Origin of the sequence: Streptomyces sp. CB03234, from assembly GCF_001905885.1 — a bacterium.
Taxonomy (GTDB): Bacteria; Actinomycetota; Actinomycetes; order Streptomycetales; family Streptomycetaceae; genus Streptomyces.
This window is the reverse complement of record NZ_LIYH01000010.1, coordinates 111607-126913: the sequence shown is the minus strand read 5'-3', so window position 1 is coordinate 126913 and position 15307 is coordinate 111607. Positions and strand designations below refer to the sequence as shown.

Annotated in this window: 16 protein-coding genes; 1 reads left to right on the top strand and 15 read right to left on the bottom strand. The window is 72.1% G+C overall.

The annotated features are described in order from the left end of the window. Nucleotide 1: 1 nt before the first annotated feature. A complete protein-coding gene (gene ligD, locus AMK26_RS34670) occupies nt 2-1012 on the bottom strand; it encodes a non-homologous end-joining DNA ligase (protein ID WP_198944244.1) in 1011 nt (336 codons plus the stop codon). A 74-nt stretch (nt 1013-1086) separates the two neighbouring features. On the opposite strand from ligD, the gene AMK26_RS34665 reads away from it, so the two are divergent. Further along, on the top strand, nt 1087-2175 hold the full coding sequence (locus AMK26_RS34665) for an ATP-dependent DNA ligase (protein ID WP_073760121.1): 1089 nt from the start codon (nt 1087-1089) through the stop codon (nt 2173-2175). On the opposite strand, the gene AMK26_RS34660 is transcribed toward AMK26_RS34665, so the two are convergent. Genes AMK26_RS34660 through AMK26_RS34595 form a run of 14 tightly spaced genes read right to left on the bottom strand, consistent with a single transcriptional unit; the run spans nt 2140 to nt 15168 of the window. Then, nucleotides 2140-3360, bottom strand: coding sequence for a lytic transglycosylase domain-containing protein (locus AMK26_RS34660; RefSeq protein ID WP_443333206.1), 1221 nt, complete (start codon nt 3358-3360; stop codon nt 2140-2142). The two genes, AMK26_RS34665 and AMK26_RS34660, sit on opposite strands and share 36 nt — an antisense overlap. A gap of 2 nt (nt 3361-3362) precedes the next feature. Beyond that, nucleotides 3363-4064, bottom strand: coding sequence for a nuclear transport factor 2 family protein (locus AMK26_RS34655; RefSeq protein ID WP_073760119.1), 702 nt, complete (start codon nt 4062-4064; stop codon nt 3363-3365). 15 nt (nt 4065-4079) lie between these two features. Continuing rightward, on the bottom strand, nt 4080-4631 hold the full coding sequence (locus AMK26_RS34650) for a hypothetical protein (protein WP_073760118.1): 552 nt from the start codon (nt 4629-4631) through the stop codon (nt 4080-4082). Nucleotides 4632-4645: 14 nt separating this feature from the next. Further along, on the bottom strand, nt 4646-5137 hold the full coding sequence (locus AMK26_RS34645; RefSeq protein ID WP_073760117.1) for a hypothetical protein: 492 nt from the start codon (nt 5135-5137) through the stop codon (nt 4646-4648). A gap of 11 nt (nt 5138-5148) precedes the next feature. Next, complete coding sequence (locus tag AMK26_RS34640) at nt 5149-5571, bottom strand: hypothetical protein (protein WP_073760116.1); 423 nt, start codon at nt 5569-5571, stop codon at nt 5149-5151. Beyond that, nucleotides 5568-6752 carry an MCE family protein gene (locus tag AMK26_RS34635; protein WP_073760115.1) on the bottom strand — a complete coding sequence of 395 codons (1185 nt, stop codon included), beginning with the start codon at nt 6750-6752 and terminating at the stop codon, nt 5568-5570. The genes AMK26_RS34640 and AMK26_RS34635 overlap by 4 nt, the downstream gene beginning before the upstream one ends. Beyond that, complete coding sequence (locus AMK26_RS34630) at nt 6752-7888, bottom strand: MCE family protein (RefSeq protein ID WP_073760114.1); 1137 nt, start codon at nt 7886-7888, stop codon at nt 6752-6754. The genes AMK26_RS34635 and AMK26_RS34630 overlap by 1 nt, the downstream gene beginning before the upstream one ends. Then, nucleotides 7885-9051: an MCE family protein gene (locus AMK26_RS34625; protein ID WP_107421111.1), complete on the bottom strand. Its 1167-nt coding sequence runs from the start codon at nt 9049-9051 to the stop codon at nt 7885-7887. Before AMK26_RS34625 ends, AMK26_RS34630 begins: the two co-directional genes overlap by 4 nt. Continuing rightward, complete coding sequence (locus AMK26_RS34620; protein WP_073760113.1) at nt 9048-10088, bottom strand: MCE family protein; 1041 nt, start codon at nt 10086-10088, stop codon at nt 9048-9050. The genes AMK26_RS34625 and AMK26_RS34620 overlap by 4 nt, the downstream gene beginning before the upstream one ends. Beyond that, nucleotides 10085-11116: an MCE family protein gene (locus AMK26_RS34615; protein ID WP_073760112.1), complete on the bottom strand. Its 1032-nt coding sequence runs from the start codon at nt 11114-11116 to the stop codon at nt 10085-10087. The genes AMK26_RS34620 and AMK26_RS34615 overlap by 4 nt, the downstream gene beginning before the upstream one ends. Beyond that, the gene (locus AMK26_RS34610; protein ID WP_073760111.1) at nt 11113-12345 is read right to left on the bottom strand and encodes an MCE family protein; all 1233 of its coding nucleotides are present in this window, start codon (nt 12343-12345) and stop codon (nt 11113-11115) included. Before AMK26_RS34610 ends, AMK26_RS34615 begins: the two co-directional genes overlap by 4 nt. Continuing rightward, on the bottom strand, nt 12342-13148 hold the full coding sequence (locus AMK26_RS34605; protein WP_073760110.1) for an MlaE family ABC transporter permease: 807 nt from the start codon (nt 13146-13148) through the stop codon (nt 12342-12344). Before AMK26_RS34605 ends, AMK26_RS34610 begins: the two co-directional genes overlap by 4 nt. 2 nt (nt 13149-13150) lie before the next feature. Further along, nucleotides 13151-14185 (bottom strand): MlaE family ABC transporter permease, encoded by a 1035-nt coding sequence (locus AMK26_RS34600; protein WP_241838222.1) that lies wholly within the window; start codon nt 14183-14185, stop codon nt 13151-13153. Further along, on the bottom strand, nt 14182-15168 hold the full coding sequence (locus tag AMK26_RS34595; protein WP_073760286.1) for an ABC transporter ATP-binding protein: 987 nt from the start codon (nt 15166-15168) through the stop codon (nt 14182-14184). The genes AMK26_RS34600 and AMK26_RS34595 overlap by 4 nt, the downstream gene beginning before the upstream one ends. Nucleotides 15169-15307: the final 139 nt, after the last annotated feature.

Below are 15307 nucleotides of genomic sequence, written 5' to 3'. Positions count from 1 at the left end.
GTCACTCGGTCTTCTTGGCGCGGCTCGGCTGTACCCGCTTGGGCTCGCCCGGCATCTTCGGGTAGTCCGGCGGGTACGGCAGGTCCGCCAGGCCGTGGTCGCGTTCGTCCTTGGCGGCCAGCTCCAGGAGGCTGTCCAGCGAGAAGGCGTGGTCGTCCATGTCCGCGTGGATGTCGCCGTAGTCGGCGTACCGCACGGGCATGGTCGCCAGGTCGAAGTCGCGGGGGTCGACGTCGTCCAGTTCGTCCCACCGGAGCGGGGCGGACACCGGGGCGTGCGGCTTGGGACGGATCGAGTAGGCGGAGGCGATGGTCCGGTCACGGGCCGTCTGGTTGTAGTCGACGAAGATCTTCTCGCCGCGCTCCTCCTTCCACCACGCGGTGGTGACCCGGCCGGGCATGCGCCGTTCCAGCTCTCGGCCCACGGCGATGGCGGCGCGGCGTACCCGGGTGAAGTCCCAGCGCGGTTCGATCGGTACGTAGACGTGGATGCCGCGCCCGCCGGAGGTCTTCGGCCAGCCGCGCAGTCCGTGCTCGTCGAGCAGGGCGTGCAGCTCGTGCGCGGCGGCCACCGCCTCGGCGAAGCCGGTGCCGGGCTGCGGGTCCAGGTCGATGCGCAGTTCGTCGGGGTGGTCGGTGCGGTCGCCGCGTACCGGCCAGGGGTGGAAGGTGAGCGTGCCGAGGTTGGCGGCCCAGATGACGGCGGCGATCTCGGTGGGGCGGATCTCGTCGGCGAAGCGTCCGCTGGGGAAGGAGATGTGGGCGGTGGGGATCCAGTCGGGGAGGTTCTTGGGCGCGCGCTTCTGGAAGAAGGACTCGCCCTCCACACCGTCGACGAAGCGTTCCAGGGTGGTCGGGCGGTCGCGCAGGGCGCGCGTGATGCCCTCGCGTACGGCGAGGAAGTAGCGCGCCACGTCCAGCTTCGTGAAGCCGCGCTCCGGGAAGTAGACCTTGTCCGGGTTGGACAGGCGTACGGTCCGCCCGCCGGCCTCCAGCTCCACCGCGTTTCCCATGGGCGCCACAGTAGGGCGCCCTCACGAAGCTCGCATATCGGGCGTAACGCCATGCGGTCGGGCAGAATCGAGCCATGGACCTGCCGGTGATGCCGCCCGTGAAGCCGATGCTGGCGAAGTCCGTGAAGAAGATCCCGCCCGGCATGCAGTACGAGGCCAAGTGGGACGGCTTCCGGGCGATCGTCCACCGGGACGGGCCCGAGCTGGTGATCGGCAGCCGCACCGGAAAGCCGCTGACCCGGTACTTCCCCGAGCTGGCCGCCGCCCTGCCGCCCCGGCTCCCCGAGCGCTGTGTCGTGGACGGCGAGATCGTGATCGCCCACGAGGGGCGGCTGGACTTCGACAAGCTCACCGAGCGCATCCACCCCGCCGCGTCCCGGGTGAAGATGCTGTCCGAGCGGACCCCGGCGCGGTTCATCGCCTTCGACCTGCTGGCCCTCGGTGACGAGTCGCTCATGGACACACCTCTCGTCGAGCGCCGGGCGGCGCTGGAGGAGGCCCTGCACGGCGTGGACGCCCCCGTCCACCTGGCGCCGTCCACGACGGACATCGAGGTGGCGCGGGGCTGGTTCGACCAGTACGAGGGTGCCGGGCTCGACGGCGTGATCGCCAAGCCCCTGAACCTGCCCTACCGGCCCGACGCCCGGCTCATGTACAAGATCAAGCACGAGCGGACCGCCGACGTCGTCGTGGCCGGCTACCGCTTCCACAAGAGCGGCCCGGTCGTCGGCTCCCTGCTGCTCGGCCTGTACGACGACCACGGCACCCTCCAGCACGTCGGCGTCTGCGCGGCGTTCACCGAGAAACGGCGCGCGGAACTGGTCGACGAACTCGAACCACTGCGCATGGACCCGCCCGACGAGCACCCCTGGGCGGCCTGGACGGACGAGGCCGCGCACGAGACCGCCCGGCTGCCCGGGGCGCCGAGCCGCTGGTCCGGGAAGAAGGACCTGTCGTGGGTGGCGCTGCGGCCCGAGCGGGTCTGCGAGGTCGGGTACGACCACATGGAGGGCACCCGGTTCCGGCACACGGCCCAGTTCCGCCGGTGGCGGCCGGACCGTACACCCGGGAGCTGCGGGTACGGGCAGTTGGAGGAGCCCGTCTCCTACGACCTCGGTGAGGTGCTGTCAGGGGGTGGAGGTGGAGGTGGGGCTGGGAGCTGAGCAGGAGGCGGGCGTGGGCGTGGGGGCCGGGGACGAGCAGGTGGGGGTGGGAGTGGGGTTCGGCGTCGGGTCCGTGGGAGTGGGCGTGGGGGTGGGGGCCGGGGTCGGCGTGGGGGTGGGGGTGGGGGTGGGGGACGGTGTGGGGCTTGGGGTCGGGGCCGGGGACGGTGTACCGGGGGACGGCGTCGGGCGCACCGGCGGGCGGGGGGCGGCCGGGGGGCGGGTGGAGGGCTGCGGGCCCACAACGATGCCGCCGCCCGGGCCGGGACTCGGCTTGGGCGTGGGCGTGGGCTTGGGCTTGGGCGCGGCGTTCGGCTCCGTACCCTTGCCGCCGGCACTGCCCGCGCCGGGGCTCACCGGGAGCACGCCCGTGCTGTCCGGCACCGGATGCGCCCCGCGCTGGTAGAAGGCCAGCCAGGACAGCACGGTCCGCAGGTAGGCGCCCGAGTGGTTGTAGCTGAGGACCGCCCGGTCCAGGTCGGCCTTGACGGTGAGCGTCCGCTGCCCCGCGCACAGGTAGCGCCCGGCGGCCAGGGCGGCGTCGTACACGTTGTTCGGGTCCCGCCTCCCGTCCCCGTTGCCGTCCGCACGCCAGCGGGCCCACGTCGACGGGATGAACTGCATGGGGCCGACCGCCCGGTCGTACACCGTGTCCCCGTCGTACGCGCCGCCGTCCGTGTCCGTGATCCGGGCGAACCCGGCTCCGTCGAGCACCGGCCCGAGGATGGGCACCGGCGTGGTGCCGTAGGCGTCCACGCGCCCGCCGCGCGCCTGGCCCGACTCGACCTTGCCGATCGCCGCGAGCAGCTGCCACCGCAGCCGGCAGCCGGGGTCGGTCCGGGCGACGGCGGCCTCGGCGCGCCGGTAGGCGGCGAGGACGGTGGCGGGTATCCCTGCGTGGGCGGTGACCTGCCCGGCCAGGGGGCCGCCGCCGGGCCGGGGCGCGACGTGGGGAGCGGACGGCGCGGACGGTGCGGGCGAGGTGAGCGGGGGCAGCTCCGTGTGGTACGCGTCGTCGTTCGGCGGCTGCGGCGCGTACCGCCCACGGTCGTCCGCCACCGGCTCCTCCGCGGCCGGACCGCCCGCGACCGGTTGCGGCGGACCGACGACCCCCGGCGCCTGCGACGCCGTGAGCGCGGCCATCGCGGCGACGGCCGCCGCCGTTCCGGTGAGTCGCCGGCGCATCCTCATGAGCCCGCCCCCAGGGTGTCGATGGCGGCGATACGCCAGGCGTTGTCCTTCCGTACCGCCTCCACCACGAACATGGCGGCGCCGTACGTCGTCCCGTCCTTCGTCGCCGCGGTACGGGTGTTGCTCTGGTCCGCGTAGATCAGCACCCGCGCCCGGTCGCCGTCGATCAGCTCCACGCCGCTCTCGGTGACGGTGGTGGTGAGGACCAGCTTCTGCTTGGCGGCCTGTTCCCGCACCGGGGCCAGCATCGCGCGGTGCTGCTCGACCGCCTTGCCGGTCAGGTACGCGCGGGTGGCCTTGTCGGCGGTGGCGGTGGCGGCGTAGTCGTACGAGAAGAGCTCGTTCACCGCCTTGGTGACCTGGCCCTTGACCTCGCTGGTGCGGGCGATGTCGGTGAGGGCGGCGTTGCGGGCGGCTGGCGTGTCGCGCAGGGCGGCCGCCTCCCCGGTGGACCAGACCGCGAAACCGCCCAGGAGGACGGTGAGGACGCCCAGCGCGGCGGTCAGCGCGGGCAGGGCGGGCGGCGCGGGCAGGGCGCGGCGTCGGGCTCGGCGCGGTTCGGGCTCGGCGCGGCGTCGGGCCCGGGGCGGTTCGGGCTCGGCACGCGGCGGAGGTGCGGCGGCGGCCGTGCGTGGGGGCGTCGCCTGCACGGACGCCAGGCGGCGTCGGCGGTTGACGAGGTGACGGGTCGTCGGCATGGGGGTGGGGTCCTCTCAGTCGGCGGCGGTCGCGGTGGTGCCGACCGGTGCCTGGCCGAGGGCGCTGAGTTTCCAGCCCTCGGGGGTACGGGTGAGCTCGCCGAGTATCCGGCTCTCCTTCGCGGCGGGCGCGCCCTTGGGCGGGGTCACCGTGATGCGGAGGGCGACCATCACACGTGCCCGGCCCGCCCGCGTGTCCAGCTCGGTGACCGCGCCGGACAGCACCTTCGCGCTGGTCACCGTCTTCGCCTGCTGGATCTGCCGCTCGAACTGCGGTCGGCCGGCCGTGAGCTGGGCCAGCAGGTCGCCGGTGGCGGAGTCCTGCCAGGTGTCCAGCCCGCGCCGCAGGTCGCGGTGGTCGAGCGTGTTCATGTTCTGCACGGCCTGCCGGCCCGCGTCCAGCACCTCGTCGCGGGTGGTGGCGTAGGCGGTGGATTCGTCGTGCGCCGCCGTGTACCAGGACCAGCCGCCCCAGCCCGCGCCTCCGGCCGCCAGCAGGGCCAGTGCGGCCGCCGCCGTGAGGAGCGGGTTGCGTGCCGGTGCGTTCCATTTCGTCGTGCGGGCCATCGGTGTGGTGCCCCCTATCGCGATCGGATGTCGACGATCCGCCAGCGGCCGTCCCGCCGTTCCGCGGTGACGGAGAGCTGCGCGGCGACCGTGGTGGCGGGTGTGCCGGCGCGCTGCGCGACCTGGTCGAGGAAGACCAGGAGGTGCGCGCCGTGGTCGTCGAGCCGGGTCACCCCGGCGCGTACGACATGGGTGGTGAGCGTCAGCCTCTGCTGCGCCGCCCGTTGCTCGACCTGGCCGAACAGGGTCTCGTACTGCCGGGCGGCCTTCCCCGCGAGGAGGCGGCGCGCCGCCTGCCGCGTCGCGTCGGCGTCCTCGGGTCCGTACGAGAAGACCTGGCGGAGCGCCCCGCTGACCTCGCCCACGACCCGCGCCGTGGCCTCGGTGTCGGTCAGCGCCCGGTTCCGGAGGGCGGGCGCGTCGGTCAACTGCTGTGTACGGATGAGGAGTCCGGCCGCGCAAGCGAGCAGGGCGAGGAGCACGAGCAGCACCAGCGGCACGAGCACGCGCCCTCCCTTCATGGTCCGGCCACCGGTACGGCGGTGAGGGCGGTGACCTTCCAGCCGTCGCCGGTACGGGTGAGGTCGGCTTCCAGGCGCTTGCGGTCCGTGCCGGCGGGCCGGCCGTCGCCGGGCGTGGTCTCCACCCGTACGGTCGCGATGAGTTCCGCCGTACCGGCCCGGACGTCCAGGGCGGTGAGGGCGGCGTCCGTGACGGTGGCGCGGGCGGAGGCGGTCCCTGGGAGCCCGGCGTCCACGCTGCTGAGCCGGGCGACGTGCCGGCGCCCGGCGTCGAGCGCGCTGTCCCTGGCCTCGGCGTACGCGCGGGTCTCGTCACCCGCCGCCCGGGCGTACGACCAGCCGGCGAGGCCGCACAGCAGCGCCGCCACCGCAACGGCCGCCACGGCGGCGGCCGGCCCCCGTCCGTACCGCCGCCTCATCGCCCGCGCCCCGGAGCCGTCGCCGGTGCCGTCGCCGGTGACCCCGGTGCCGTCGCCGGGGGCGGCAGTGGGCCGCCGCGGGGTGCGTTGGCGGAGCCGCGCACATTGATGCCGCTCGACGGTGGTGATGTGCACCGGGCGTTGGTGTTGAGGGCCGGTGGGGAGGAGAGGTCGAGGCCGTTGCGGTACGTCGTCCCCCCGTATCCCGCCGTGCAGGGCAGCGGCTCGAAGAAGGTGACCGACATGCCGAGGTCGACGCCCCGGGGCGTCACGGCGGTCGACCCGGCGGCGACGAGCGCGGGCATCCTCACCAGGAACTCCGCCATGCCGCGCTGCCGGGTCACCGCCACGTCCGACGTGGTGAGCAGGTTGGCCAGCACGACGCCGAACGCGGGGTCGAGGTCGCGCAGCAGTGCGCTGACCTGACCGGCGGCGTCCGGGGCCGCGGCGATCAGCCTGCGCAGGTCGGTGTCGGAGCTCTTGAGGCGCGCGGCCAGCTCCTTGGCACCCGAGGCGAACGAGGTGAGCGCCTCGCCCTCCTCCGCCTGGGTCCGCAGCACCGTCTCGCCGTCGGTGATCAGGCGGGTGGTGGCGGGCAGCGCCCTGTCGGCGGCCCGTACGAAGTCGTCGCCGCCGTCCATCAGCGCCTGGAGGTCGTCGCCTCGCCCGTTCAGCGCCGTACCGAACTCGTCGACGACCGTGCGCAGCGACTCCAGGTCGATGGAGGACGCCAGCGAACTCACCCCGCTCAGTACGGTGGTGACGGGCGCGGGTGTCCGGGTGTCGGCACGGGCGATGACCGAGCCGTCGCGCAGGAACGGTCCGCCGTCGGAGACCGGGCGGAGGTCGATGTACTGCTCACCGACGGCGGAGAGGTTGGCGACGACGGCTTCGAGGTCGGCGGGGATCGCGGGCGCCGAGTCCTTGATGCGCAGCTCCGCCTCGACCCCGTCGTCGGTGAGCCGGAGGGCGCCGACACGGCCGACCGAGACCCCGCGGTAGGTGACGTTGGAGTGGGTGAACAGCCCGCCGGTGGAGTCGAGCCGGACGCGTACGGTGTAGTGGTCGCGCAGGCCGACGAGGTGGCCGACGTCCGCGTACCGCACTCCGACGATGCCGAGGACGAGGACGCCGATGAGGAGGAAGGCGAGGTTCTTCAGCCGGATGGCCGGAGTGAGCATCAGTTCCTCCCGGCGGACGGCAGGGGAAGGGGCAGGGGAAGGGGAAGGGGCGGGCCGGTCTTCGTGGACGGTGTGGCGTCGTCCGGCGGCGTGAGCGCCGGGATGATCTGCGTCCCGGGGGCGGCGGTCACGTCCAGGTAGACGTTGAGGTAGTCGCCCTTGACGCCGCGCAGCACCTCGTCCGTGAACGGGTAGGTGAGCAGCACCTGGAGCGAGTCGGGCAGGGCCTTGCCCGAGTCGGCGAGCGCCTGGAGGGTGGGGCCGAGGGCTTTGAGGTCGGCGATCAGGTCGGCCTTGCTCCTGTTGACGGTGTCGACGGCGACGCCGGACAAGGTGTCGAGGGCTCGGAGCATGGTGAGGAGCGAGGCGCGCTGCTTCTCCAGGACCTTGAGGCCGGGGCTGAGGCCGGTGAGGACCTTGTCGACGTCCCGTTCTCGGGTGGCGAGGGTGGCGGTGAGCCGGTTGACGCCGTCGAGGGCGGCGGTGATGTCGCTCTTGTTGCTGTCGAGGCTGCCGACAAGGGTGTTGAGCCGTTTCAGCAGGGAGCGGACCTCGGTCTCGTTGCCGCGCAGGGCCGTGCCGAGTTCGGTGGTGATGGTACGGATCTGCTGGATGCCGCCGCCGTTGAGGAGCATCGACAGGGCGCCGAAGACCTCCTCGACCTCGGGGTTGCGGTTGGTGCGGCTCATGGGGATGCGGGCGCCGTCGGTGAGGGTGCCGTGACTCTTGGGGGGTGCGGTGAGCTGGATGTACTTCTCACCGAGCAGGCTGGACTGTTCGAGGTGGGCGTAGGCGTTGGCGGGGAGCGTCACATCGCCGTTGACCCGCATGGTGACGGTGGCGGACCAGTCGGCCCGGTCGAGGGAGATGCGCGTCACGCGGCCGACGGCGACGTCGTTGACCTTGACCGCGGACTGCGGGACGAGGCTGAGGACGTCGGCGAACTCGGCGGTGATCTCGTACGGGTGGTCGCCGAGGTCGGCGCCGCCGGGCAGCGGCAACTGCTCGATGCCGGACAGCTCCGGGCGGCCCGGGAGCGGGACGTCGCGGCTCGCGACGGTGGCCGAGAAGCCGACGGCCAGGGCGAGGGCGGCGGCGATGCCGGTCGTGGTGGCGGTACGGGAGGGCCGGTTCACCGTGCGGTCCCCTTCCCGGGTGTCCCGTTCACGAGTGTCCCGTTCACGAGTGTCCCGTTCACGGGTGTCCCCTTCCCGGGAGCCCCCTCCCCCGGTGTCCCGTACACCGTGCCGACGGCGGGCAGCGGGAGGGCGGGCAGGGCTTTGCGGCGGGCCGCGTCGACGGGGACCAGGCCGTTCGGAAGGCCTGGCGTGATTCCGGGCCCGTAGCTGAGCTCGTTGATGTTCGTACGGCCGTTGAGGGTGCGGTGGACCGGGTCGTACGCGTTGAGGGCGTTGCCCGCGGCGAGCGGCGCGGTGTCGAGCATCTCGGCGAGCGAGGCGCGCTGGTCGACGAGGGTCTGTGTGAGGGGGACGAGGAGGTCGACGTTCTTCTTCAGCCCGCCGCGGTGGGTCTCGATGAAGCTCTTGACCTGGGCGAGGGCCGTGCCCAGCTCCTTGAGGGCCGCCGCGAGGTTCTCCTTGTCCTCGGCGAGGAAGCCGGTGACGGTGGCGAGCTGCTGCTCGGCCCTGCGGACGTCGCCGTCGTTGTTCTTCAGCATGGTGGTGAAGGACTGCAGGTGGGTCAGCGTGTCGAAGAGGTCGCCGCTGCTCGCGTCGAGGGTCTTGGCGGCCTTGCCGAACTGCTCGATGGAGTCGCCGATGGCCTTGCCGTTGCCCTTGAGGTTGGCGGCTCCGGTGTCGAACAGTCCGGCCAGGGCGCCGTCGGCGTTGGCGCCGTTGGGGCCGAGGGCCTCGCTGAGTTCGGTGATCGACGCGTACAGCTGGTCGACCTCCAGGGGGGTCGCGTTGCGGGCGGCGGGCAGGACGGCGCCTTCCCGGATCTTGGGGCCGCCCGTGTAGGCGGGGGCGAGCTGGATGTAGCGGTCGGCGACGACGCTGGGCGCGACGACGACGGCGTGGGCATCGGCGGGGACCCGGACGCCTTCGTCGATCAGCAGGGTGACCTCGACCTCCTTGCCCTGGGGGCGTACGGAGGCGACGGTGCCGGCCTTCACCCCGAGGATCCGGAGGTCGGAGCCCTCGTACACGCCGGTGGCGCGATCGAAGCGGGCGGTGATGCGGGTGGTCTCGGACGCGTCGAGGGCCGTGACGCCGGAGGCGGCGGCGACGGCCACGACGGCGAGCCCTGCCGTGATCCCGAGGGCGCGTCGCAGGTTCACCGGGCACCGCCTCCTGTCGGCTTGGGCGGCATGCACCCGGTGGCCGGGGGCGTACCGGGATCGAGGTAGTTCCTGGGGACGAGACCGCAGACGTAGGTGTCGAACCAGCGGCCGTTGCCGAGGGTGTTGCCGACGAGCCGGTAGTACGGGCCGGCCAGCGCGAGGGTCCGGTCGAGGCTGTCGCGGTTCTTTACCAGGACGCCGGTGACGCGGCCGAGCGCGGTCAGGGTGGGCCCGAGCTGCCGGCTGTTGTCCTGGACGAGGCCGCTGAGCTGGGTGCCGAGGTTCCTGGCGCCGGTGAGCAGCTGGTGGATGGCGTCGCGGCGGGCCTGGAGCTCGCCGAGGAGCAGGGTGCCGTCCTCCAGGAGCGCTTCGAAGCTGCTGTTCTTGCCCGCCAGGGTCCTGGTCAGCTGCTTGCTGCCCTTGAGGAGTTCGGCGAGCTGCGCGTCGCGCGACGAGACCGACTTGGAGAGCGCGGACAGGCCGGTGGCGGCGGTGCGCACATCGGGCGGGGAGTGGGCGAAGGTGGCGGAGATGGCCTCGAAGCTCTTGGCGAGCGCCCGCGTGTCGATGGCGTCGATGGTGTCGCCGAGACCGGTGAGGGCCTGGGTGACGTCGTAGGGGGAGGTGGTGCGGGAGGCGGGGATGCGTTCGGCGGGGTTCTGGGCGTGGGCGCCGAGAGGGTCGATGGCCAGGTACTTCTCGCCGAGCAGGGTCTTGATGGCGATGGCGGCGGTGCTGGAGTCGCCGATCCAGGTGGTGTCGTCGACCTCGAAGCCGACCTTGACCTTGGCCCCGTCGAGCCCGATGCCGGTGACTTCGCCGACCTTGACGCCGGCGATGCGTACCTCGTCGCCCTCGTCGAGTCCGGCGGCTTCGGTGAAGTCGGCGGTGTAGGTGGTGCCGCCACCGGCCAGGGTGTCGGCCTTGTACGCGCCGAGGGCGAGGAGGGCGAGCAGGAGCAGGCCGACGATGCCGACGGTCACGGGATCGCGCTCCCGTACGGGTGTGAAGGGTTTTACGCGCGGGAGTCTCATGCGCGGCACCTCGGTTCGGTGATCGTGACGCCGGTGGGCGGCCTGGAGCCGTCGTCGGTGGTGACGCCGGTCACCGTTGCCTCGCAGAGGTAGAGGTTGAGCCACGATCCGTACGAGGCGAGGCGTCCGATCGCCCGCATCTTGGCGGGGGACTTGTGGAGGAAGTTCTCGATCTGCGCGGTGCTGTCCGCGAGCTGCCCGGACAGGCGTCCGAGGTGGCGGATGTCCTCCTTGAGCGGGGCACGTCCGTCCTCCAGGAGCCCGGCGGTGACGGTGGTGAGCGAGCCCATGGCGGTGATGGCCTCGCCGAGCGGTTCGCGGTCCCCGGCGAAGCCGCTGACGAGCCGCTGGAGGGTGACGACGAGGTCGTTGAAGCCCGCCTCGCGGTCGTTGACCGTCTTCAGCACCGTATTGAGGTTCTTGACGACCTCCCCGATGACCTCGTCCTTGGCGGCGACGGTGGTGGTGAGCGACCCGACGTGCTCGATGAGGGAGTCGACGGTGCCGCCCTCTCCCTGGAGGACCTGGACGATCGATCCGGCCAGGCTGTTGACCTCGGCCGGTGACAGGCCCTGGAAGAGCGGCTGGAAGCCGTTGAAGAGCTGGGTGAGGTCGAGCGCGGGGGTGGTGCGTTCGACCGGGATGACCGCACCGGCGGGCAGCGTCCGGCCGACGGGTCCGGTGCCGCGGTCGAGGTCGATGTAGCGCTGGCCGACCATGTTGAGGTACTTGATCGACGCGGTCGCCGAGGCGGGCAGGGCGCGGCCCTTGCGGACCGCGAAGGCGACTTCGGCGAGCCGCCGGTCGGCGACCCTGATGGACTCGACCTGCCCGACCTTCACCCCGGCGATGCGGACGCTGTCGCCCTCGACGAGGCCGGTGACGTCGGTGAAGCGGGCCTTGTACGTGACGGTGTCGCCGACGCCCTTGTTGGCGACGGAGAACGCCAGGACGGTGGTGGCGAGGACGGTCACCACGATGAAGGCGAGCGATTTGGTGAGCGGTCCGGCGAGGGAGCGGCGCCTCACTTGAGGGTCACCTCCGTTCCGCGGAAGACGGGGCCGGTCAGGACGGTGCTCCAGTCCGGCAGGGACTGCGGGGCGGTCTTCAGGCCAGGGGCGATCAGTTCGTTGACGAGCTGGTTCTCCTGGGGCGAGTTGGGCAGGCCGAGGCCGGCCTTGTCCGGGGCCGTGGGGGCGGGTTTTCCGGTGTACGGGACGGCGTAGCAGTGGGGCCCGCCGGTCGCGTCGTACACGGGCCGGTCCTTGCCGGGGACGTACTTGCCGAGGGAGGGGACGGTCCGGACGTTCACATGGAGGCCGGGTTCGCCGGTGCCCTTGCCGAGCGCCTTGTCCATGGCGGGGACGAACCCGGCGAGGGTGCGAAGGGTGCAGGGGAAGGAGGAGGAGTGGCGGGCGAGGAGTTCCAGGGTGGGGCGGGAGACGGCGGACAACCGGATGATGTTGCTCCGGTTGTCGCGGAGGAAGGTCGTCAGGTCCTCGGCGGAGGTGGTGGTGGCGCCGTACAGGTCCGCCAGCCGGGCCTGTTGGTCGGCGAGGGTGCCGCTGGTGGTGGTGAAGTCGGTGAGCGCGTCGAGTACGTCCGGGGCGGCGTCGCCGTACACCCGGCTGACCTCGACGAGGTGGGCGATGTCGCGGTTGAGGGCGGGCAGGTGGGGGTTGAGCCGCTTCAGGTGCGCTTCGAGGGTGATGAGGGTGCGGCCGAGCTGCTCGCCCCTGCCTTGGAGGGCCTGGGCGACGGCGGTGAGGGTGGCGGACAGCTTCTCGGGCTTGACGGCGGTGAGCAGCGGGAGCACCTGCTCCAGGACCTGCTCCAGTTCGATGGCGTTGGCGGAACGGTCCTGCGGGATGGTCGCGCCGGCGGTGAGGGCGCGGGGGGACGGGTTGGCGGCGGGCGGTACGAGGGCGACGAACCGTTCGCCGAAGAGGGTGGTGGGCAGCATCTGCGCGGTGACGTCGGCCGGGACGCGGTCGAGGTGGCGGGGGTCGATGGCGAGGGTGAGGCGGGCTCCGGTGCCGTCGGCGCGGATGTCGCGGACCTCGCCGATGACGACACCGCGCAGCTTCACCTCCGCGCCGCGGTGCATCTCGTTGCCGGCGCTGGTGGTGAGGACGGTGACCGTGGCGTCGCGCGTGAACTCCTTGTCGTACACCGCCACCGACAGCCATACGAGGAGGGCGGGTACGAGGAGGAACACGACCCCGGCGAGGCGTCTGCGAAGCGTTTTCGCGGTCATCCGGCCACCTTCACGGTCGTCGTCGCACCCCAGATCGCGAGGGAGAGGAAGAAGTCGGTCACGCTGATCAGCACGATCGCGTTGCGTACGGAGTGGCCGACGGCGACGCCGACGCCGGCCGGGCCGCCGGTGGCGCGGAAGCCGTAGTAGCAGTGGGCGAGGATCACCAGCACGCTGAAGATCAGCACCTTGAGGATGGAGAGCAGCACGTCGTCCGGGGAGAGGAAGAGCGTGAAGTAGTGGTCGTACGTGCCCGCCGACTGGCCGTTGAACAGGACGGTGACCGTGCGGGAGGCGGCGTACGAGGAGAGCAGGCCGATCGCGTAGAGCGGGATGATCGCGACGACGCCCGCGATGATGCGGGTGGTGACGAGGTACGGCAGGGAGCGCACGCCCATCGCCTCGAGGGCGTCGACCTCCTCGTTGATGCGCATGGCGCCGAGCTGGGCGGTGAACCCGGCGCCGACGGTGGCGGAGAGGGCGAGACCGGCGACGAGCGGGGCGATCTCGCGGGTGTTGAAGTAGGCGGAGATGAAGCCGGTGAAGGCCGCCGTGCCGATCTGGTTGAGCGCGGCGTAGCCCTGGAGGCCGACGACGGTGCCGGTGAACAGGGTCATGGCGATCATCACGCCGATGGTGCCGCCGATGACTCCGAGGCCGCCGCTGCCGAAGGCGACCTCGGCGAGCAGGCGTTGCACCTCCCGGGAGTAGCGGCGCAGTGTGCGGGGGATCCACGCGAGGGCCTTGACGTAGAAGATCAGCTGATCACCGGAGCGGTCGAGCCAGGCGAGCGGGGAAGCCATCGTCACGCCCCCTTCGCGGGGACGATCTGGAGGTAGATCGCGGTGAGGACCATGTTGACGAAGAAGAGGAGGAGGAAGGTGATGACGACGGACTGGTTGACGGCGTCGCCGACCCCCTTGGGGCCGCCACGGGGATTGAGGCCGCGGTGGGCGGCGACGATGCCGGCGAGGAAACCGAAGATCAGCGCCTTGATCTCGCTGATCCAGAGGTCGGGGAGCTGGGCGAGGGCGGAGAAACTGGCGAGGTAGGCGCCGGGGGTGCCGTCCTGCATGATCACGTTGAAGAAGTAGCCGCCGAGGGTTCCGACGACGGAGACCATGCCGTTGAGGAGGACGGCGACGAGCATGGTGGCGAGGACGCGGGGCACGACGAGGCGCTGGATGGGCGAGACGCCCATGACCTCCATGGCGTCCAGCTCCTCGCGGATCTTGCGGGAGCCGAGGTCGGCGCAGATGGCGGAGCCGCCGGCGCCGGCGATCAGCAGGGCGACGATCAGCGGGCTGGCCTGCTGGATGACGGCCAGGACGCTGGCCCCGCCGGTGAACGACTGGGCGCCCAGCTGCTGCGTGAGCGAGCCGACCTGGAGAGCGATGACCGCGCCGAACGGGATGGACACGAGCGCGGCGGGCAGGATCGTGACGCTCGCGACGAACCAGAACTGCTCGATGAACTCGCGGAGTTGGAACGGTCGCCGGAACATGTCGCGCGCGACGGTGACCGCGAGGGCGAACAGCCGCCCGCTCTCCCGCAACGGCGCGAGCACCCGCGCGGGCGGCCGGTACCCGTCGGCGCGTGCACCGGAGCGCCGCTCGGCGGACGGCTGCTGCGCGCCGCCGGAGCCGGGACCGGGGCCAGGGCCGTTGCCCGGGCCGGAGCGGTGGGGCGTGCTTGCCGGGGCGGCCGGTTTCGGGCTCGCGGGCGCATCGGCTTGGCCGCCCGCGCGGGCGGGGGCGGGGGTTGACGGGCGGCCCGAGGGCCGGCCCTCGGGCGCCGGGCCGGGGGCGGCGGCCGGGTCGCGCGGCCGGGCCGGGGTCATGAGGCGGCACCGTCGAGTGTGCCGGTGGGGGCGTAGCTCTGCAGGATCGCCGTCCGGGCGGCCTCCGGCAGGCGGGGCAGCATGCCGAGGACCCGTTCGCGGCGGCGCTGGGCGGCCGCGCGGCGCGGCATGCCGGGCGAGGGTTCCAGTTGGGGCGCCAGCGCACGCGGCGGCGCGTACGAGGCGGCTGTGCGCTGCTCACGCGCCAGCGCCGCCGCGTCCTTCTCCTCCGACATGCCGATGGGGCCTTCGCGCCGCCCGCTGAGGAATTGAGCCACGACCGGCTCGTCGCTGGTGAGCAGGACCTCACGCGGCCCGAAGGTGACGAGATTGCGCCGGAACAGCATTCCCATGTTGTCCGGCACCGTCGCCGCGATGTCGAGGTTGTGGGTGACGATGAGCATCGTGGCGTCGATCTGCGCATTGAGGTCGATCAGCAGCTGCGACAGATAAGCGGTACGGACGGGGTCCAGTCCGGAGTCGGGTTCGTCGCAGAGGATGATCTGCGGGTCGAGTACGAGGGCACGCGCGAGCCCGGCGCGTTTGCGCATGCCGCCGGATATCTCGCCGGGCAGTTTCTCCTCGGCGCCGACGAGTCCGACCATCTCCATCCGCTCCATGACGATGCGGCGGATCTCCGGCTCCTTCTTGCGGGTGTGCTCGCGCAGCGGAAAGGCGATGTTGTCGAACAGCGACATCGAGCCGAAGAGGGCCCCGTCCTGGAACATCAGCCCGAACAGCTTCCGCGTCTCGTAGATGTCGCGTTCGGGACTGCTGACCATGTCGACGCCGTTGATGAGGACGCGTCCGCGCTCGGGTTTCAGCAGCCCGATGATGGATTTCAGGAATACGGTCTTTCCGGTGCCGGAAGGCCCGAGCATCACGCTGACCTCACCCGCCGGCAGGGTGAGGGTGACGTCCTGCCAGATGTTCTGTTTGCCGAAGGATTTGGTGAGTCCTTCGACGACCACTTCTGTTCCCACCACAACTCCCAGGTGCCGCTCTTGCTGAGGAAGTGACAAAAGTGCGCCGGGGGCCGCACGTTACGGTCACTCGGAGGTCTTCGACAAGCGCCGCGCGCGACGTCTTCGGAGCGGCCGGATGGTTTGTCACCGCATGACA